Below are 18858 nucleotides of genomic sequence, written 5' to 3' on the forward strand. Positions count from 1 at the left end.
TACCGCCGCGCCACGACCTTGCCAAGCACGCCTCAGGAGGAGCCGACCCATGCCCTACCGCGCCCCCGTTTCCGATTTCCGCTTTTTGCTGGACCACGTCACCGATTTCGCCGCTGTCACCGCGACTGATAAGTTCAGCGAAGCGACACCGGATATGACCGACGCTATCCTAACCGAGGCCGCCAAGATGTGCGAAGCGGTGCTTGCCCCGCTGAACCGCGCGGGCGATTTGCACCCCGCCCGTCTGGAAAACGGCGTCGTGCGCACATCGCCGGGGTTTGCGGACGGCTACAAGGCCATTGCCGACGGCGGCTGGATTGGCATGTCCGCTGACCCGGACAACGGCGGCATGGGCCTGCCGATGGCGCTCACCACCGCTGTGAACGACATGATGTCCGCGGCCTGCTTGTCGCTGCAACTGAACCCGCTGATGACCCAAGGCCAGATCGAAGCGCTGGAACATCACGCCTCTCAGGACCTGCGCGATCTGTATATCCCCAAGCTGATTTCTGGCGAATGGTGCGGCACCATGAACCTAACCGAACCGCAGGCAGGTTCGGACGTTGGCGCGCTGCGGTCCAAGGCCGTGGATAACGGCGATGGGACTTATGCGATCTCCGGCCAGAAGATTTATATCTCTTGGGCCGATAACGATTTCACCGAAAACGTCTGCCACCTTGTTCTTGCCCGCTTGCCGGACGGCGTGCCGGGCACCAAGGGCATCAGCCTGTTTCTGGTGCCAAAGTTCATCCCCGATGCGGATGGCAACCCCGGCACACAAAACAGCCTGCGCGTCGTCAGCTTGGAGCATAAGCTTGGCCTGCACGGCAGCCCGACGGCTGTGATGGAATACGACGGTGCCACCGGCTGGATGGTAGGGCCGGAAAACGGCGGCATGGCGGCGATGTTCACCATGATGAACAACGCCCGCCTTGGTGTCGGCACCCAAGGGATCGGCGTCGCTGAAGGTGCATATCAGCACGCGCTTTACTACGCCCAAGACCGCAAGCAAGGCAAAGCCGGCGGCTCTGGCAGCATCATCGAACATGCCGACGTGCGCCGCATGCTGGCCGAGATGAAGTCCGACATCTTTGCCGCCCGCGCCATCGCCATGATGTGCGCCTGCGCCATCGACATGACCACCGCCACCGGCGACGACACATGGCGTGCCCGGGCCGCGTTCCTGACACCGATTGCCAAAGCCTTTGGCACCGATACAGGCATCAAGGTCGCATCGACCGGCGTGCAGGTCCACGGCGGCATGGGCTTTGTCGAAGAAACCGGCGCGGCCCAATTCCTGCGCGACGTGCGCGTCACCGCGATTTATGAAGGCACCAACGGCATCCAAGCGATGGACCTTGTCGCACGCAAACTGATGGACGGCGGTGAAGCGGCACGGCTGCTGATCGAGGAAATCCAAGCCGGATCAGAAGCCGCCCGCAGCAGCCACAAGGAACTGGCCGAAGCTGTCTGGCAGGCCGCCGAAGACCTGCGCGAAACCACCGATTGGCTGGTGGCGCAGACCGACCTGAACCAGCGCTTTGCAGGGGCTGTCCCGTATCTGGCGGCCTTCGCCCGCGTGCTGGGCGGCCATGCCCACCTTGCCGCTGCGATCCACGGCGACGCGGCCCGCGCGCGTCTGGCCACCTTCTACATCCGCCGCCTGCTGCCAGAGGTATCAGGCCTGCTGGCCCATGTGCGCGAAGGTGCAGATGACCTACTGGCGATCACACCAGAAGACTTGGCCGCCTAAAAATGCCTGTCGCGGGGGCCCATGCCCCTGCGACACCGTGACGAAGCGCGCTGTTATAATAACAAGTGCGCCTTGCCGCAGGCTGATATATATTAAATCCTGAATATATCAGTCAGGATTCCCCATGGCCTATACCGAAAAATTCCAATCCCTTGCCGATGCCGCCCGTGCCAAGGTCGATGAAGTCGCCCCGGCAGACGTCGCCGCGTTAATCGCAGACGGCGCGATCGCTCTTGATATCCGTGACCCGGACGAGCACGCCAAAGACCATATCCCCGGATCGCTGAACATCAGCCGCGGCAAGCTAGAGATGAACGTCGAAGAGGCCCTGCCCGATCTGGACCGTGTCATCCTGTGCTATTGCAACGCCAATAATCGCGGCGCGCTGTCGGCAGCCAGCCTGCGCGATATGGGCTACACCAACGCCCGCTTTATCGGTGGCGGCCTGAATGCATGGCGCAAACTGCCTGCCTAAGGCAGCAAAAGCGCGTCGACTTTGCGCGCTTATTCCGTCCGCGGCGGCGACAGGAAACTGGTCGCCGCAGCATCCGCCAATAGCGGGGCAGAGTTATCCTTCAGCGCGACCCCCGATGTGCCGAGCACTTGGGCCTGAGCATACAGATAGGCAAACCGCGCTGCGGCGTGGTCCGGCAATAGCCCCGCAGGGCGCACGTTAGAAATACAGTTGCGCCGCGCATCGCTTAGCCCCGGGCCGGGGTTTTGCGTAAAATAAAGCCCCAGCGAATCCGGCGAGGACAGCCCAGGCCGCTCCCCGATCAGCACCAGCACCGCAGCCGCATCCATTGCGGCCGCAATGTCATCACCAATCGCCACCCGCCCCTGCACCGCAATGACCGGGGCGGACATCCGCACCCCCGGCATCTGCGCCATCAAGGCCGCGACCATCGCTGCCGCGTGATCCTGCACCGCCCGCGACGACAGCCCGTCGGCAATAACGATCGCCAATTCCGGCGCATCATTTGGCAATGCGGCCCCTGCCGCCAACCGCCGCCCCTTGTCCGGGTGGCGCAGATAATCGGCGCGGTCCACTGCCTGCGACTGAACCGTCAGCGCTGGCAAAACCCCGTCGATCGCGCCCAAATCCGCCACCAAGCGCGCCACATCCAGCGGCTGATGCACCGCATCGCGGGCCTGTGCATGGGCAATCTGGAACGCCAGAAGTTCTGCCGTCGGCAGGCTGACGCCCGCCCGCCCCATCCCGATTCGCGCATCGGTAAAGCGGCGCAGGCTGCGCCACGGATTATCTGTGACCCGATCAACCATGCGCCGCCCCCGCAAGCCGCTTGGCAAAACCATCCGGCATGCCATCGCCCAGCCGGAACCCGTCCGCGCTGTCCATGATTCCCATGCGCGCCAGCCAGGCGTCGAACTCTGGCGCAGGTTTCAGCCCCAAGGCGCGGCGCAAATAAAGGGCATCATGGAACGATGTTGACTGATAATTAAGCATAATATCATCGGACCCCGGCACGCCCATGATAAAACTGACGCCCGCGACGCCCAGCAAGGTCATCAGACTGTCGACATCGTTCTGATCCGCTTCGGCGTGGTTGGTATAGCAAATGTCGCAGCCCATCGGCAGGCCCAGCAGCTTGCCGCAAAAATGGTCCTCTAGCCCCGCCCGCGCGATTTCCCGCCCGTCATACAGGTATTCCGGCCCGATAAAGCCGACGACAGTGTTCACCAACAGCGGATCATAATGCCGCGCCACGGCATAGGCGCGCGCCTCGCAGGTTTGTTGATCAAGGCCGTGATTCGCGCCTGCAGACAGGGACGATCCCTGCCCCGTTTCGAAATACATCACGTTCGTTCCGACCGTCCCGCGCCCCAGCCCACGGGCCGCATCCTGCGCCTGCGTTAAATGATCCAGCGTAAAACCAAAGGCATCATTGGTGCCCTGCGTGCCGCCAACGCTTTGAAACACCAAATCGACCGGCGCGCCTGCGGTGATGCAGTCCAGCGTATTGGTCACATGCGTCAGCACGCAGGACTGGGTCGGAATGGCGTAGCCGTCAATGATATCGGCCATCAGATGCAGCAACCGCCCCGCCTGTGCCACATTGTCCGTCGCCGGGTTGATCCCGATCACCGCATCCCCGCCCGCATACATCAATCCGTCCAGAATCGACGCCGCGATCCCGTTCACATCGTCCACCGGATGGTTCGGCTGCACCCGCGTCGACAGCCGCCCGGGCAGGCCGATGGTACCCCGAAACGCCGTCGTCACGCGGCACTTTTGCGCGACAAGGATCAGGTCCTGATTGCGCATGATCTTGCAGACCGCCGCTGCCATCTCTGGCGTCAGACCAGGGCGCAGGGCCGCCAACACCGCAGGCGTCGCCAGATCCGACAGCAGCCAGTCACGAAAATCGCCCACCGTCAGATGCGCCACAGGCGCAAAGGCCACCGCGTCATGTGTATCAATGATCAGCCGAGTGACATCGTCATCCTCGTAGGGAATCAGCGCCTCATCCAGAAACCGCTGCAACGGCACATCCGCCAGCACCGCCTGCGCGGCGGCCCGGTCTTGCGCGCTGGTCGCCGCGACACCGGCCAGCCGGTCCCCCGCCCGGTCAGGCGTCGCCCGCGCCATCACCTGCGCCAGCGTATCATAGCGCCAAACCTGCCCCCCAAGGGTCGTGCGATAGCGGCTTTGCATTGCCTGATCCTTTGGCTGTTCGCTGCCATCCTACGCACGCAAACAGAAACGAAAAGCCCCCAGCGCCGCGAAATCAAGGCGCCATTCCAAACGTCTTGCTTTCAAAAAATCCGCCGTTAACCTCTGTCACATGAATGTCATCGGGCGGGTCTAACCGCAGCCGGTACGACACCCGCAATCATGATCGGAGTATCCCATGATCTCGAAAACTGCCCTGATGGCGACCGTCAGCACCCTGTCGATGCTGATCGCGCCGCTGGCCCACGCCCAATCGGACGAGCTGATCGCCGCCGCCAATGCCGAAGGCCGTCTGACCACCATCGCCCTGCCCCACAGCTGGTGTGGCTACGGCGACGTGATTGCCGGCTTCAAGGCGAAATACCCCGATATCGAAGTGAACGAGCTGAACCCAGACGCCGGTTCCGCAGACGAGATTGAAGCGATTCGCGCCAACGTCGGCAACACCGGCCCGCAGGCGCCTGACGTGATCGACGTCGGCCTGTCCTTTGGCCCCGCCGCCACCGAAGAAGGTCTGGTTCAGCCTTACAAAGTCGCCACTTGGGACAGCATCCCAGACGGCGCAAAAGACGCTGACGGCAACTGGTATGGCGATTACTACGGCGTCATGTCGTTCCTCGTGAACACCGATCTGGTCGACAACGTGCCGACATCCTTCGCGGACCTGCTTAAGCCTGAATACGCTGGCGCTGTCGCGCTGGCCGGTGATCCACGCGCATCCAACCAAGCGATCCTTGCCGTTATGGCCGCTGGCATGGCGCAGGGCGCAGAGCCGGGCGAAGCCGCAGCAAAAGCTGGCATGGAATACTTTGCCGAAATGAACAAAGTCGGCAACTTCGTCCCGGTCATCGGCAAGGCTGGCACACTGGCACAGGGCACGACGCCCATCGTGATCGAGTGGGATTACAACGCACTGGCATCCCGCGACACCCTGCAGGGCAACCCCCCGGTCGAGGTCGTCGTGCCTTCTGACGCCGTCCTTGCTGGTGTCTACGTGCAGGCGATCAGCGCCCACGCGCCGCAGCCGAACGCCGCCAAGCTTTGGATGGAATACCTGTATTCCGACGAAGGTCAGCTGGGCTGGCTGGCGGGCTACTGCCACCCGATCCGCTTTAACGATCTGGCCAAAGCAGGATCGATCCCGCAGGACCTGCTGGACGCCCTGCCGCCAGCTGCCAGCTACGAGGCTGCCGTGTTCCCGACCCTTGATCAGGTGAATGCGAACTCTGCTGCTGTTGTTGCCGAATGGGACAGCATTGTCGGCGCAAACGTCCAGTAACATCTTGACAAGACAGCGCGTTCCCCGGACCACCCGGGGAACGCTTTTCGTTTCGACGCACGTCCAACTCACGGGGTTTCATGGCGCAGCAATCGGCAATCGTCGCGCAAGCGCAGCGCTGGGTGGGATTGGTCCCATTCATCGCCTTTACCGGGCTGTTCCTGATCGCCCCCACGCTGTTCATCGTGATCGGCGCCTTCCGCACGCCGCAAGGCGGCTTTACCTTTCAAAACATCCTCGACCTGAACACGCCGACGATCCTGTCGGCCTATTGGGTGTCGATCAAAGTCAGCTTTCTGTCCGCCCTTCTGGGCTGCCTGATCGGCTTTGCCATGGCCGCCGCCATGACGCTGGGCGGGATCAGTAACCGCGTCAAAAGCCCGCTGATGACCTTTTCCGGCGTGGCCTCCAACTTTGCCGGCGTGCCGCTGGCCTTTGCCTTTATCGCGACCATCGGCCCTGCGGGCCTGATCACCATGTATTTACGCACGGAATTCGGCATCAATCTGCGGATGTATGGCTGGAACCTGCTGTCCACATGGGGCCTGATCATCACCTATCTGTTCTTTCAGATCCCCCTGATGATCCTGATCATCACCCCCGCGCTTGAGGGGCTGAAAAAAGAATGGAGGGAGGCCGCAGACATCCTCGGCGCGACCCGTCTGCAATACTGGCGCATGGTCGCCCTGCCGATCCTGTTTCCGTCGATCCTTGGCACCATGGCGCTGCTGTTCGCCAATGCCTTTGGTGCTGTCGCCACCGCCATCGCGCTGACGGGGCCGTCCCTGAACATCGCGCCGATCCTGCTTTATGCGCAGATCAGGGGCGACGTTTTGGGCAACCCCAACCTTGGCTATGCGCTGGCCTTCGGCATGATCATCATCACCGGGGCTGCCAACACGATCTATATCGTCCTGCGCCTGCGCGCTGAAAGGTGGCTGAAATGACCCGCATCGCCGCCTACGGCACCATCCTTCTGGGGTGCCTCTATTTCATCATGCCGATGATCGGCATGGCCGAGTTTTCCCTCTCCATGCGCCGGGGTGTCTACTCTCTCGACGCCTACCGCGTGGTCCTTGCCGATCCACAGTTTCAGGCGACCTTCACCTATTCGCTGGTCATGGCGCTGTTCACGATCATCTTTGGCGTGCTGCTGGTCGTGCCGACCGCCTATTGGGTGCAGTTGAAAATGCCAAAGCTGCGCCCGGTGGTCGAATTCGTCACCCTGCTGCCCCTTGTCATCCCCGCCATCGTCGTCGTGTTTGGCTATATCCGCCTTTATAACACCTCTGGCTGGCTGCCGATGACCGGGTCCGTGATGGGCACCAACATCCTGCTGATGTTCGGCTACGCGACCCTGGCCCTGCCCTATATGTACCGCGCCGTTGACACGGGCCTGCGTACCATCGACGTGGCGACATTGACCGAGGCCGCGCAGTCCCTTGGCGCAGGCTGGCTGCGCATCATGGCCACGCTGATCCTGCCAAACGTGCTGGGCGCGGTGCTGTCTGGTGCCTTCCTGACCCTTGCCATCGTGATCGGCGAATTCACCATGGCGGCGTTGCTCGACCGGCCCGCCTTTGGCCCCTACATGCAAATCCTTGGCGCGAACAAAGCCTACGAGCCTGCCGCACTGGCCGTGATTGCCTTCGCGATCACATGGGCCTGCATGGGCCTGATCCAGATGGTCAGCCGACTGTCCAAACATAAAAGAGCGTAACTGATGGCCTTTCTGGACCTAGCCCACCTCGACAAATCCTATGGCGCAAACCACGTCGTCAAAGACTTCAACCTTGCGATTGAAAAGGGTGAATTCGTATCCTTGCTCGGGCCATCCGGCTGCGGCAAAACCACCGTGCTGCGCATGGTCGGCGGGTTCGAAGTGCCCTCTGCTGGCAGCATCCACATCGACGGGCAGGACGTCACATCGCTCAAATCCAACCAGCGCAACATCGGCATGGTGTTTCAGGCCTACGCCCTGTTCCCCAACCTGACCGTCGCGCAGAACGTCGCCTTTGGCCTTAAGGTCGCTGGCGTATCCAAGGCAGAGACCGCCGAGCGCGTGACCGAGATGCTCTCGCTGATCGGCCTTGCCGATCTGGGCAACCGCTATCCGTTTCAGCTGTCCGGCGGACAACAACAGCGCGTCGCCTTGGCCCGCGCATTGGCCGTGCGACCCAAGGTGCTGCTGCTGGACGAGCCGCTGTCTGCCCTTGACGCCAAAATCCGTGCCAGCCTGCGCCGCGAAATCCGTAGCATCCAGCAACGCCTTGGTATTACAACCATCTTCGTCACCCACGACCAAGAAGAGGCGCTGTCGATGTCCGACCGCGTTGTCGTCATGTCTGGCGGTCGCGCCGACCAGATCGGCACGCCGCATCAGGTCTATAACCGCCCTGCCACGCGCTTTGTCGCCAGCTTTGTCGGCACGCTGAACACGTTTGACGCCACCGTTACCGACCCCGCAACGGGCACCGTGCGCCTTGGCGACAGCACCGTGGTCCTAAACCGCCCGGTCGAGGCCGCAAGCGGCGCGGCCATCACCCTTGCCCTGCGCCCCGAATCCGCAACCCTTGGCGCGGGCAACCCGGGCGACGTCACGCTGATGGGCCGCATTACCGAAGTGCAATTCCTTGGCGCGATCATCCGCATCACCGCCGATCTGGGCGGGCATGACCTGACGCTGGACACCTTCAACCGCGCCGCCACCCCGCCACCGCATATCGGCGAAGAGGTCACGATCAGCCTGCCGCCAGATGGTCTTGTCGCGCTGGTCGCCTAGCGCCAAAGGTTAACGCCAATGCGATCCTAGCAGATCGAACAGCACGGCGATCAGCGGATCATCCGCCCGCCGTGCCAGCGTTGAAAAGCTCAGCGACGCAGGCACGCTGATGCCCGAACACATCGCCAATCCCGCGGTCTGCCGCTGGTGCAAGGCAATCGACTCGCGGCACAGGCTGAGCCCTACGCCCGCGCGCACCATTTCCAGCATCGACGCCTCTTGGTCCACCATCGCGACGACGTTCTGCGTGCAGCCCGCCTGCGCCAATATCCCCGCCAGCAGCCGCGAATGCACCGACGCCTCTGGCGTGCCGATCCAAGGCAGCGCGGCCAAGACGCCCCAGTCGTCCGTTTCGACCAAAGCATCCCAGCCCGCAGGCGCGATGATGCGGTACGTCACATCCGCCAGCCGCACGGTATGCAGCGCCTCTTGCCCTGCCTCGGCACCGGCTTCTGACACCGTCAAATGATAGCCCGCATCAATCTGGCCGCGCCGCAACCGTGCGATCACATCGCCACTGACGCCATGCGCCAGCTCTGTCGCGATACCGGGATAGCTGGTGCGCAGCTGGCCCAGCAGACGGCCCAGACGAATAAACTCCGGGTCGACAACCGTGCCGATCCGCAGCCGCCCGCTGATCCGCCCGCCCTGCTGCCGCGCGCTGCGCTGGAAATCTGCCATGGCGCCCAAGACGGCCTCGGCCTTGGTGACAATCGCCGCACCCTCTGCCGTAATCTCTAGCCCGCGCGGGGTGCGGCGGAACAGTGTCACGCCCGTATCCTCGGCCAGCCGCTTGATCTGATGGCTGATCGCAGGCTGCGTCAGATGCAGCGCCTCTGCCGCGCGCGACACGCTGCCCAGATGCGCCACGGTGACAAAAGCCCGCAGCGTCGTGATGTTTGCAAGTCTATCCATATTACAAACCCTAATATCACTGCGCGTCAAATGTCATTGGATTTCTGCCCTCAGCCTTCATACGCTTCTCAAAAGCATCGGAGCCTGCCTCATGACCACCCCGACTACGACATTTGATTATATCGTCATCGGCGGCGGCACGGCCGGGTGCCTGATGGCCAACCGCCTGTCCGCCGACCCCAAGAACCGTGTTCTGCTGCTGGAAGCGGGCAAACCCGACACCTATCACTGGATCCACATCCCCGTTGGCTATCTGTATTGCATCGGCAATCCACGCACCGACTGGATGTATCAGACAGAGCCGGATGCAGGCCTGAACGGCCGCGCCCTACGCTATCCGCGCGGCAAAACGCTGGGCGGATGTTCGTCCATCAACGGTATGATCTATATGCGCGGTCAGGCCCGCGACTATGACAATTGGGCCAAATTGACGGGCGACGACGCGTGGAACTGGGACCAATCCCTGCGCGATTTCATGGCGCACGAGGATCACTATAAACTCGACGGCGGCGCAGACCCGGCCACCGGCGACAACAGCCGCTTTTCCGACCTACATGGGTCAGGCGGCGAATGGCGGATTGAAAAGCAACGCCTGCGCTGGGATGTTCTGGACAGCTTTGCCGATGCCGCCGTCCAAAACGGCATCCCCAAAACCGACGATTTCAACAGCGGCGATAACGCGGGCGTGGGTTATTTCGACGTCAACCAACGCTCTGGCTGGCGCTGGAACACGTCTAAAGCCTTTCTGCGCCCTGCCAAATCGCGCCCCAACCTAACGATCTGGACGCAGGCGCAGGTCGAAAAACTGACCCTTGCGCGGGGCGACGACGGCGCGCTGCGCTGCACAGGCGCGCGCGTAAACCGCGATGGCCAGACCGTGACAGCGGCCGCGAACAAAGAGGTGATCCTCAGCGCGGGGGCCATCAACTCCCCCCAGATCCTGCAGCTGTCCGGCATCGGCCCCGCCGCGACCCTGCGGGCCCATGGCATCGACGTCGCCAAGGACGCCCCCGTTGGCCTGAACCTGCAAGACCACCTGCAAATCCGCGCCGTCTATAAGGTCGCGGGCACCAAGACCTTGAACAAACTCGCTGCAAACCTGTTTGGCAAAGCCAAAATCGGCGCGGAATATTTGCTCAAACGCTCTGGCCCCATGAGCATGTCACCCAGCCAGCTTGGCGCCTTCACCCGGTCCGACCCCAGCCGCACCCATGCCAACCTTGAATACCACGTCCAACCCCTCAGCCTCGAGGCGTTTGGCGATCCGCTGCATGACTTCCCCGCGATCACCGTCAGCGTCTGCAACCTGAACCCCACCAGCCGGGGCCAAGTGCAGATCCGGTCGAACAACTTCCGCGATGCGCCGCTGATATCCCCGAATTACCTGTCCACCGCCGACGACCGCAAAGTCGCCGCGGACAGCCTGCGCCAGGTGCGCGACATCATGGCCCAGCCCGCCATGGAAAAATACGCGCCGCAGGAATACAAACCCGGCCCGCAATACCAAAGCGACGCCGACCTTGCCAAACTGGCCGGCGATATCGCCAGCACGATTTTCCACCCTGTTGGCACAGTCAAAATGGGCCGCGTTGATGACGACACCGCCGTCCTTGACCCCCATCTGCGGGTCAAAGGGGTGGCAGGTCTGCGCGTCGTGGACGCCAGCGTCATGCCCGAAATCACCAGCGGCAACACCAACTCCCCCACTCTGATGATCGCGGAAAAGGCGGCATCTTGGGTGCTGGCCGGCGTCTGAAAGGCACCCCCATGGCACAGAAATTCTCTCAACTACCTCTGACCGGCGTCAAGGTCGTGGACTTTGGCCAATATATCGCTGGCCCCGCCGTCGCGATGTTGCTGGGCGATCTGGGCGCGACAGTCATCCATATTGACCCGCCCACGGGGCCGATGTGGGACAACCCGGCCAACGCGACCCTGATGCGCAACAAGCTGATCGTGACCATCGACCTGAAAACGCCCGAAGGGCTCGCCCAAGCGCTCGATCTGTGCGCAGAGGCTGACATTGTCATCGAAAACTTCCGCCCCGGCAAACTCACCAAGCTCGGCGTCGATTTCACCGCCCTGCGCACCCAGCATCCCGCGCTGATCACTGTCTCGCTCCCCGGCTTCGCTTCAGACGACATGGAGCGCCGCGACTGGCGCGCCTTCGAATCCGTCATCGCCGCCAGTTCCGGCGTGTTCACTGACATGGGCCAGAACCGTGTCCTGATGGGCCTGTCGCCCTCTTTCTCTCCACTCCCCCTCGCCTCTGCCTATGCCTCTCAAATAGCCGCATCCGCCGCCGTGCTTGCCTTGCAAGCGCGCCAGCAAACCGGCCTTGGCGACGGGATCGAAGTCCCCCTCGCCGCTGCCGTGATGGAGGGGCTGTGCTATAACTCCCTCAAGGTCGACAGCATGCCCGCCCGCTACGTCACCCAGCGAGAGGCGGAAATCACCCGCCGCCGGATCGAGGGTCTGCCGATGACCCTGACCTATGATGACCTGCAAGAGTTAATGGACCCTTTCTATCGCAACTACATGTGCAAGGACGGGCGCATGTTCTATGTCGTCTGCCCCAGCCATAAACACCACGCGCGCCGCTGCCTCGAAGTGCTTGGCATCTACGATGAATTGGTGGCCGAAGGGCTGACCGAAGAGGACGACACCTACAAACCCCACGAGCAGTGGGAATCGAAAACCTCGCTTGGCGTCTACCCGATGCCAAAGGACTGGGCCGACCACATTGCCGCGCGGATGAAGGATGTGTTCATCACCCGCACCTCTGTCGAATGGCAGCGCATGTTTGGCCGCGCAGGCATCCCCGCCGCGCCGCAGCGCTGGTTGCAAGAATGGATCACCGACGAATATGCCGCCACCGCGGGCCTGATGATCGACGTCGCCGATCCGGTCTATGGCGACATGATCCAGCCCGGCCCCGTCGTCTGGATGGAAGAAAGCGGTGAAGAAGCCCTGACCCCCGCCCCCCGCGCTTGGACAACCGTAGAAGAGGCGCTGCGCACCCTGCGCAAATTGCCGACCACAATTCCCGACCCGGGTGAAAACGCACCGCGCACAGGCTGGCTGTCCGGCCTGCGCGTGCTGGATCTGTGCAACGTTATCGCCGGGCCACATTCCGTCAGCTACCTGTCCCGCTTCGGCGCAGAGGTCATTAAACTCGACCCCGCCCAGCCGATGTATGACAGCTGGAACACCGTGCTTTACGGCATCAGTCAAGGGCGCGGCAAACGGTCGATCCTTGCTGACATCAAATCCCCCCACGGGCGTAAGCTGTTCGAAGACCTGATTAAATCCGTTGACCTAATCGTCTGGAACGCAACCGACAGCCAAATCAAATCCGTCGGCCTTGACGCCGAAAGCCTGCGCCGCATCAACCCAGAGGCGCTGTTTTGCAAGCTTGACTGCTTCAGCGGCGTGCGGCGCGGCGTGCGCACCGATTACATCGGCTACGACGATCTGGTGCAGGCCACGACTGGCATCATGCTGCGCTTTGGCGGCGCGATGCACCGGCCAGAGGAACACGCCCACGTCGGCACGATCGACGTGATGTGCGGCTTTGGCGGCGCGCTTGGCATGGCCGCCGCGCTTTACCAGAAACACCGCTTTGGCCGCATTGGCCGGGGCCGCACATCACTGTCCGCCAACAGCGGCTTGCTGCAAATCCCATTCTGCTTTGACTACCGCCGCCGGGGCCTGTTCGACGAACCCTCTGGTCCCGAAAGCAACGGCTACGACGCCCTGACCCGCTTCTATAGCACCGCCTCTGGCGTCTATGTCCTGCTCAGCGCAGACGAGGCCGACCTGCCCCGGTTTGCCAGCGTCGAAGGACTATCAGACCTGCCAGACGTGCCTGAAGAGGACCGCGCGACCTACCTCGCGACCGCGTTCCAAGACCAGCCCGCAACCGAATGGATGGCCCGCCTGCGCGCCGCCGATATCGCCTGCGCGATCTGCGAAAACCTTGAAGCGCTGCGCGCCGAAAACAGCCGCCCCGCCGATGGCACACCGGGCACGACCCTTGGCAGCTATGCGTTTTCCACTTTTGCAGACCACCCTAGCGGCCACACGATCACACAGCTGGACCCCTACGCCGTCCGCACCGCCGCCACGCCGGTCATCGCGCCCACCCCGACGGAAAAGTTCGGCACCTCGACCCGCGCCATCCTGCGCGATCTGGGCTATGGCGACAGCGCGATTGAAAAGATGTTAGCCTCCGGCCAAATCAGCGAAAGCTGGTCGGCCGAATACCTCCCCAGCTAGCGGGGCGCTGCGATCGTATAGCCTTGGCCCTGCAGCGCATTGGATAATTGCCCTGCAATATCAAGCGCCTCTGCGCTGTCACCATGGACGCAGATCGTGTCGATCCGGGTCTGCAGCACGTCGCCCTGCGGCGTGACAATCCCGCCCGCCGCCAGCATTCCCAGCACGTGGCGGACGGCAACTTGCGGGTCATGGATCACCGCGCCGGGCAGGTTGCGGTCGGTCAGCGTGCCGTCGGCATTATAGGTCCGGTCCGCGAAAACCTCTGCCGATTGCGCAGCCCCTAACGCCGTCGCGGCCCGCTCCAACGCCGTGCCCGGCATCACCACCAGCCGCAAATCCGGTTGCAGGGCAAGCGCTGCAGCATAGCAGGTGCGGGCAATGCCCTCGTCCTCTGACGCCATATTCGCCAGCGCGCCGTGCAGTTTGAAATGCGCCAGCCGCGCCCCCCGCGCTGCCGCCATGCCCATCGCTGCGCCCAGCTGATACTGCACCAAGTTTGTCAGCTCCGCCGCGCTGAGCGCGATCCGCCGCCGCCCGAACCCTTGCAAATCCGCAAACCCCGGATGCGCGCCCAGCGCGACCCCCGCGGCCAGCGCCAGATCCATCGTGCGCGCCATCGTATCCGCGTCGCCTGCGTGAAATCCGCAGGCAATATTGGCAGAGCTCACGATCTTCAGCAGCGCCGCATCCTGCCCCATCACCCAAGGGCCAAAGCTCTCGCCCATATCAGCGTTCAAATCGATCGTTTTCATGGCAAAGGCTCCATATCGCGGCCAGCCGTCACGCCGCTAATCAGTTGATAAGACAGTAAATCATGCATGTCCCGCGGATCACGCACCAATGGGCGCACCGCAGCCTTTAGCGCCGTCAATTGCTGCGCCTCGGGGACGAACAGCGCATCCGCCCGGCCCACATCTACCCATTCAAACCGCAACGCTGCCCCGACAGGGGCCTGCGCCGCCCGCGCCAAATCGGCGGCAATGACCGTACCGATCCGGGGATAGCCGCCAACGGTCTGACATTCTGCCATCATCACAACGGGCGTGCCATCGCCCGTGATCTGCACATCGCCCGGCGCGATGAAATCTGACACCGGATTACCCCCCAGCGCCGCAAACCCAGCGCCATCTTGCATCAGTGGCAGCGCCGTCCGGTTCGCCTGCGGGCTGCGGTGAAACACCGTTTGCGCAAAGCACGCCAGTTCTGCCGCGCTGAACATCTGCGTTTGCGGCCCCGGCATCAGCCGCAGCGTACCCCCCTCCAGATCGTCCCGGTCCGGCAGCACTTGGCCGACGCCCGCCCCAGCGGCACCAATCTGCACCACATCGCCAGCCTGCAAGCGCCCGCCAAGGCCCGCTGACAGATGCGCCGCGGCGCTCCCCAGCACATCGCGCCCCAGCACAGCGCCCGCAGGCACCAGATAGCCATAGCTCCCCGCCCGCACCGCGCCGATCACCAGCTTTTGCCCCGGCACCAGCATGTGCGAGGCGTTCCAGCGCAGCGCTTGCCCGTCCACACTTGCGCGCATGACCGCCCCGGTCAGGGCAAAGCGCAGCGGCGCATCGACACGAAACGTGCCGCCCATGCCTGCCATCTCGATCCCGGCCAGCACGCCCCCGCCCAGCAAAGCCGCTGCCGCAAATAGCGCCGTGCGGTCCATCGCCCCGCCGCGGGACAAGCCCACATCGATCCGCCCCGGCCGCCCAAGGTCCTGCACCGACATCAGCGGTCCAGCCGCGTCAACGAACAGCCGCACCGTCACGGCGCCACCTCACACAGCGCGCCGCCCAGCCCGTCCGGCTCCGCCGCCAGCGCGTCAATCGTACTCTCATCCGTCAAGGCCCAGCGCACCCGGTCCCCGGCCCGCATGGCAAAAGGCGCGGCACGCTCTGCCATAAACGGACGAAATGCACAGCGCCCGACCCAGCGCCAGCCGGTCGGACTGGGGTTCGCAAACAGCACCAATTGCCGCAGCGCGACCACCAAAGCGCCCGCTGGCACCTGCGGCGTCAACGCCTGCTGGCGCGGCAAATCCCACGCCTGCGGCAAATGCCCCAGATACGGCTGCCCCGGCGCAAAGCCGATCGCCAGCACCGACACCTCTGCACCCGCCAGCTCTGCCCGTGCCGCCGCCTCGCTCATTCCAGCCAGCGCCGCTGCATCCGCCAGCTGCGGCCCGCCTTCCCCGCCGAAACTCGCGGGGATCGTCCAAAGCCGGCTCTGCGTCGCACCTGCGACACGCGGCGCAACCAGCACATCGCGCAAGCCTGCTTCGACCGCCGCTCGCGCCACCAGCATCGGATTGAACCGCACCAAGACAGAGGTTAGCGCCGTCGCAACCTCTACCACGCCCTCTAATTCAGCCGCGCGCACCGCTGCGCCAAACCCAATCGCCGCCGCTGTCTGCGCCTGCCGCCCATCGCCAAAGCGCACGACAATGCCGTCCTGCCCCAAAGCGGACAGCGTCCATCCCTCTGCGGGCCGAGTATCATCAGGCGAACTTAACAAAACGCAAACTTTCCAAGTAAGCGCCCATCTTGAAACCCCCAGCGTCATTGTCAACGCACAAAGGCAGATGGGACGGCGGGCGGGGCGTCTTGCCCCAAAGGGGCAACAGCGCCGCAGCGCCGACCCTTTACCATGCCCCGAAAATCCGTCACGCCACCCCCATGAAAATCACAACCCCCTTTCCCGATCCGCCCGCTCCCGGCACCGCCATCACCGTCGCCCCCGGCGTGCTTTGGATGCGCCTGCCGCTGCCGATGGCGCTGGATCACGTCAATATCTACGCCCTTGACGATGGGGACGGCTGGACCGTCATCGATACCGGCTTTGACAGCGCCGTCACCCGCGCCCATTGGGCCGACCTGCTGGCGGGTCCGCTTGCCGGCAAACCTGTGACCCGCCTGATCGTCACCCACCACCACCCCGACCATGTCGGCCTTGCCGGATGGTTCATCGTGAACGGCGCCGAACTGCTGATGCCCCGCACCGCATGGCTGATGGCGCGGATGCTGACTCTGGACGCCCAAGACACCGCCTCTGCGGCGCAGGTCACCTTTTGGGAACGCGCCGGAATGGACGCTGACACCCTTGCCCGTCGCCGCACGGAAAAGCCTTTCAACTTCGCCGACTGTGTCCACCCCCTGCCGCTTGGGTTCACCCGCCTGACAGACGGCGGCACCATCGATATCGGCGGGCGCACATGGGACATCCGCATGGGCGACGGCCACGCGCCAGAACACGCAACCTTCTGGTCACGCGACGATAACCTTGTGATCGGCGGCGACCAATTGCTGCTATCCATCAGCCCCAACCTTGGCGTCTATCCGACAGAGCCTGACGCCGACCCCGTTCGCGACTGGATCGACAGCTGCCAACGTTTTCAGGCCCATGCGCGCGCTGACCAGCTGATCCTTGGCGGACATAAGCTGCCCTACACCGGCCTGCCCCTGCGCCTGTCGCAGATGATCGAAAACCACCACGCCGCCTTGGCCCGCCTGCACACCCATATCAGCGCCCCGCGCACCGCTGGCGACTGCTTTGCCCCGCTGTTCAAACGCACCATCGGGCCGCAGGTCTATGGCCTTGCGATAGTAGAGGCCGTTGCCCACCTGAACCATCTGCACCAAACAGGCCGCGCCACCCGCACTTTGGGTCCCGACAATGCGTGGTATTTTCAGGCAATCGGGTGACCCAGCCTTAACCTTTTACTGCGCAACCTGCGGCCATGTTGCTGCACCCCGCCCCCATGATCCCCGCCTCGCCCGTTCCGGCCCTACGCTTGGCCGATGTCCTTGGCCCGCTGTCCCACGCGCTTGACCTGACCGAAGGACAGGCGCCCGGCCATTGCGTGCGCTGCACCTATATCGGCACCCGCATCGGTGACGCGCTGGGGCTCAGCGCGCCTGACATGGATGACCTCTTTTATACCCTGCTGCTCAAGGATCTGGGCTGTTCTTCCAACGCGGCCGGCATTTGCGAGCTTTACTTAGCCGACGACCTAACCTTCAAGCGCGACTTCAAGACGATCGACACCAGCCTGACCGCCGCCTTGCGGTTCGTCTTTGCCCAGACCGGGCTCGATTCCGGCCTGTCTGAACGGTTTCGGGCCATCGTTAACATTTTGCAAAACGGCGGCGATATCGCGCGCAACTTGATTGAAACGCGCTGCCACCGCGGCGCCGACATCGCCGCCCGCCTGCGGTTTTCAGCGACGGTTCAGGACGGTATCCGCAATCTGGATGAACACTGGAACGGCGGCGGACGCCCCCTTGGGCTGATGGGCGCGGCCATCCCGCTGAACGCCCAGATCGCGCTGCTGGCGCAGATCATCGATATCTTTCACACCGCTGGCGGGCGCGATGCGGCCCGGGTTGAGGCTACCCGCCGCGCTGGCACATGGTTCGACCCTGCCCTGATCGCGACCTTTACGAAGCTCGCCCGCGACCCCGGCTTCTGGGCGGACCTGACCAACCCTCAGCTAGAGGCCGCCGTCTTCACCCTGCCCGCCGCCCAGCGCAGTACCCCGGTCGACGAAGGTTACCTTGACGACATTGCACAGGCGTTCTCCGATGTGGTCGATGCCAAAAGCAGCTTTACCGCCGACCATTCCAGCCGCGTGACGCTTTATGCCGATATGATCGCCGAACAAATGGGCCATAGCGCCGCGCATCGCCGCTGGCTGCGGCGCGGTGCTTTGCTGCACGATCTGGGCAAGCTTGGCGTCAGCAATCAGGTGCTGGATAAACCGGGCAAACTGAATGCAGCCGAATGGGCCTGTATCCGCGAACATCCCGGCGCGGGCAGCGCGATCCTGACCCGCATTAGCGCCTTCGCCGACATTGCCCCCATCGCCCGCGATCATCACGAACGGTTGGACGGCACGGGCTATCCAAACGGGCGCGGCGCGGATGACCTTGGCCAAGACATACGGATCGTAACCGTCAGTGATGTCTTCGACGCCCTGTCGGCCACGCGCCCTTACCGGGACGCGATGCCCATCACCGACGTGCTGGCCATCTTGGACAAAGATCGCGGCACCGCCTTTGATCCAGACTGCATCGACGCCCTACGCGCAGGCCTTGATGACCTTGCCAAAGCGGCGCACTGACGCAGCGCTTTGGCACATGCGGGGCGTGACAGCCCCGCTG

General features: G+C 63.4%; 16 protein-coding genes. 10 read left to right on the forward strand and 6 right to left on the reverse strand.

What is annotated here, in order from left to right:
- Window positions 1–49 precede the first annotated feature (49 nt).
- Entirely contained in the window at window positions 50–1753 is a 1704-nt protein-coding gene (locus tag KBW81_RS12210; RefSeq protein ID WP_254247353.1) for an acyl-CoA dehydrogenase, read from the forward strand.
- Window positions 1754–1877: 124 nt separating this feature from the next.
- Entirely contained in the window at window positions 1878–2228 is a 351-nt protein-coding gene (locus KBW81_RS12215) for a rhodanese-like domain-containing protein (protein ID WP_090186868.1), read from the forward strand.
- A gap of 29 nt (window positions 2229–2257) precedes the next feature.
- On the opposite strand, the gene eutC is transcribed toward KBW81_RS12215, so the two are convergent.
- Entirely contained in the window at window positions 2258–3037 is a 780-nt protein-coding gene (eutC, locus tag KBW81_RS12220) for an ethanolamine ammonia-lyase subunit EutC (RefSeq protein WP_254247354.1), read from the reverse strand.
- Window positions 3030–4430: an ethanolamine ammonia-lyase subunit EutB gene (locus tag KBW81_RS12225; protein WP_254247355.1), complete on the reverse strand. Its 1401-nt coding sequence runs from the start codon at window positions 4428–4430 to the stop codon at window positions 3030–3032. Before KBW81_RS12225 ends, eutC begins: the two co-directional genes overlap by 8 nt.
- 196 nt (window positions 4431–4626) lie before the next feature.
- On the opposite strand from KBW81_RS12225, the gene KBW81_RS12230 reads away from it, so the two are divergent.
- The 4 genes from KBW81_RS12230 (at window position 4627) to KBW81_RS12245 (ending at window position 8509) form a co-directional block, all read left to right on the forward strand.
- The gene (locus KBW81_RS12230; RefSeq protein ID WP_254247356.1) at window positions 4627–5727 is read left to right on the forward strand and encodes an ABC transporter substrate-binding protein; all 1101 of its coding nucleotides are present in this window, start codon (window positions 4627–4629) and stop codon (window positions 5725–5727) included.
- An 80-nt stretch (window positions 5728–5807) separates the two neighbouring features.
- Entirely contained in the window at window positions 5808–6674 is an 867-nt protein-coding gene (locus tag KBW81_RS12235) for an ABC transporter permease (RefSeq protein WP_090186878.1), read from the forward strand.
- Window positions 6671–7447 (forward strand): ABC transporter permease, encoded by a 777-nt coding sequence (locus KBW81_RS12240; RefSeq protein ID WP_090186882.1) that lies wholly within the window; start codon window positions 6671–6673, stop codon window positions 7445–7447. The genes KBW81_RS12235 and KBW81_RS12240 overlap by 4 nt, the downstream gene beginning before the upstream one ends.
- A gap of 3 nt (window positions 7448–7450) precedes the next feature.
- A complete protein-coding gene (locus tag KBW81_RS12245; protein ID WP_254247357.1) occupies window positions 7451–8509 on the forward strand; it encodes an ABC transporter ATP-binding protein in 1059 nt (352 codons plus the stop codon).
- A gap of 9 nt (window positions 8510–8518) precedes the next feature.
- On the opposite strand, the gene KBW81_RS12250 is transcribed toward KBW81_RS12245, so the two are convergent.
- Window positions 8519–9424 carry a LysR family transcriptional regulator gene (locus KBW81_RS12250; RefSeq protein WP_254247358.1) on the reverse strand — a complete coding sequence of 302 codons (906 nt, stop codon included), beginning with the start codon at window positions 9422–9424 and terminating at the stop codon, window positions 8519–8521.
- A 91-nt stretch (window positions 9425–9515) separates the two neighbouring features.
- On the opposite strand from KBW81_RS12250, the gene KBW81_RS12255 reads away from it, so the two are divergent.
- Both KBW81_RS12255 and KBW81_RS12260 read left to right on the forward strand, forming a co-directional pair.
- Window positions 9516–11180, forward strand: a complete 1665-nt coding sequence (locus tag KBW81_RS12255; protein WP_254247359.1) for a GMC family oxidoreductase — start codon at window positions 9516–9518, stop codon at window positions 11178–11180.
- Between the two features lie 11 nt (window positions 11181–11191).
- Window positions 11192–13702, forward strand: coding sequence for a CoA transferase (locus KBW81_RS12260; RefSeq protein WP_254247360.1), 2511 nt, complete (start codon window positions 11192–11194; stop codon window positions 13700–13702).
- Here the strand turns inward: KBW81_RS12260 and KBW81_RS12265 are convergent.
- From KBW81_RS12265 to KBW81_RS12275, 3 genes are read right to left on the reverse strand one after another with little or no spacing between them, the layout of a single operon-like run.
- Entirely contained in the window at window positions 13699–14457 is a 759-nt protein-coding gene (locus KBW81_RS12265; RefSeq protein ID WP_254247361.1) for a LamB/YcsF family protein, read from the reverse strand. The genes KBW81_RS12260 and KBW81_RS12265 overlap by 4 nt on opposite strands.
- Window positions 14454–15467 (reverse strand): 5-oxoprolinase subunit C family protein, encoded by a 1014-nt coding sequence (locus tag KBW81_RS12270; protein ID WP_254247362.1) that lies wholly within the window; start codon window positions 15465–15467, stop codon window positions 14454–14456. The genes KBW81_RS12265 and KBW81_RS12270 overlap by 4 nt, the downstream gene beginning before the upstream one ends.
- The gene (locus KBW81_RS12275) at window positions 15464–16213 is read right to left on the reverse strand and encodes a 5-oxoprolinase subunit B family protein (RefSeq protein ID WP_254247363.1); all 750 of its coding nucleotides are present in this window, start codon (window positions 16211–16213) and stop codon (window positions 15464–15466) included. The genes KBW81_RS12270 and KBW81_RS12275 overlap by 4 nt, the downstream gene beginning before the upstream one ends.
- Window positions 16214–16374: 161 nt before the next feature.
- Here KBW81_RS12275 and KBW81_RS12280 point away from each other — a divergent pair, with 161 nt between their 5' ends.
- Window positions 16375–17400 (forward strand): MBL fold metallo-hydrolase, encoded by a 1026-nt coding sequence (locus KBW81_RS12280; RefSeq protein ID WP_254247364.1) that lies wholly within the window; start codon window positions 16375–16377, stop codon window positions 17398–17400.
- Window positions 17401–17435: 35 nt separating this feature from the next.
- Entirely contained in the window at window positions 17436–18818 is a 1383-nt protein-coding gene (locus tag KBW81_RS12285) for an HD-GYP domain-containing protein (RefSeq protein WP_254247365.1), read from the forward strand.
- Window positions 18819–18858: the final 40 nt, after the last annotated feature.

The sequence above is a fragment of the Loktanella salsilacus genome, assembly GCF_024206795.1.
GTDB classification, from domain to species: domain Bacteria; phylum Pseudomonadota; class Alphaproteobacteria; order Rhodobacterales; family Rhodobacteraceae; genus Loktanella; species Loktanella salsilacus.

Coding starts and splice junctions, on each gene's coding strand:
- KBW81_RS12240 (WP_090186882.1), top strand. CDS start 6,671: ATGACCCGCATCGCCGCCTACGGCACCATCCTTCTGGGGTGCCTCTAT.
- KBW81_RS12230 (WP_254247356.1), top strand. CDS start 4,627: ATGATCTCGAAAACTGCCCTGATGGCGACCGTCAGCACCCTGTCGATG.
- KBW81_RS12245 (WP_254247357.1), top strand. CDS start 7,451: ATGGCCTTTCTGGACCTAGCCCACCTCGACAAATCCTATGGCGCAAAC.
- KBW81_RS12280 (WP_254247364.1), top strand. CDS start 16,375: ATGAAAATCACAACCCCCTTTCCCGATCCGCCCGCTCCCGGCACCGCC.
- eutC (WP_254247354.1), bottom strand. CDS start 3,037: ATGGTTGATCGGGTCACAGATAATCCGTGGCGCAGCCTGCGCCGCTTT.
- KBW81_RS12285 (WP_254247365.1), top strand. CDS start 17,436: ATGTTGCTGCACCCCGCCCCCATGATCCCCGCCTCGCCCGTTCCGGCC.
- KBW81_RS12235 (WP_090186878.1), top strand. CDS start 5,808: ATGGCGCAGCAATCGGCAATCGTCGCGCAAGCGCAGCGCTGGGTGGGA.
- KBW81_RS12215 (WP_090186868.1), top strand. CDS start 1,878: ATGGCCTATACCGAAAAATTCCAATCCCTTGCCGATGCCGCCCGTGCC.
- KBW81_RS12225 (WP_254247355.1), bottom strand. CDS start 4,430: ATGCAAAGCCGCTATCGCACGACCCTTGGGGGGCAGGTTTGGCGCTAT.
- KBW81_RS12255 (WP_254247359.1), top strand. CDS start 9,516: ATGACCACCCCGACTACGACATTTGATTATATCGTCATCGGCGGCGGC.
- KBW81_RS12210 (WP_254247353.1), top strand. CDS start 50: ATGCCCTACCGCGCCCCCGTTTCCGATTTCCGCTTTTTGCTGGACCAC.
- KBW81_RS12260 (WP_254247360.1), top strand. CDS start 11,192: ATGGCACAGAAATTCTCTCAACTACCTCTGACCGGCGTCAAGGTCGTG.
- KBW81_RS12250 (WP_254247358.1), bottom strand. CDS start 9,424: ATGGATAGACTTGCAAACATCACGACGCTGCGGGCTTTTGTCACCGTG.
- KBW81_RS12265 (WP_254247361.1), bottom strand. CDS start 14,457: ATGAAAACGATCGATTTGAACGCTGATATGGGCGAGAGCTTTGGCCCT.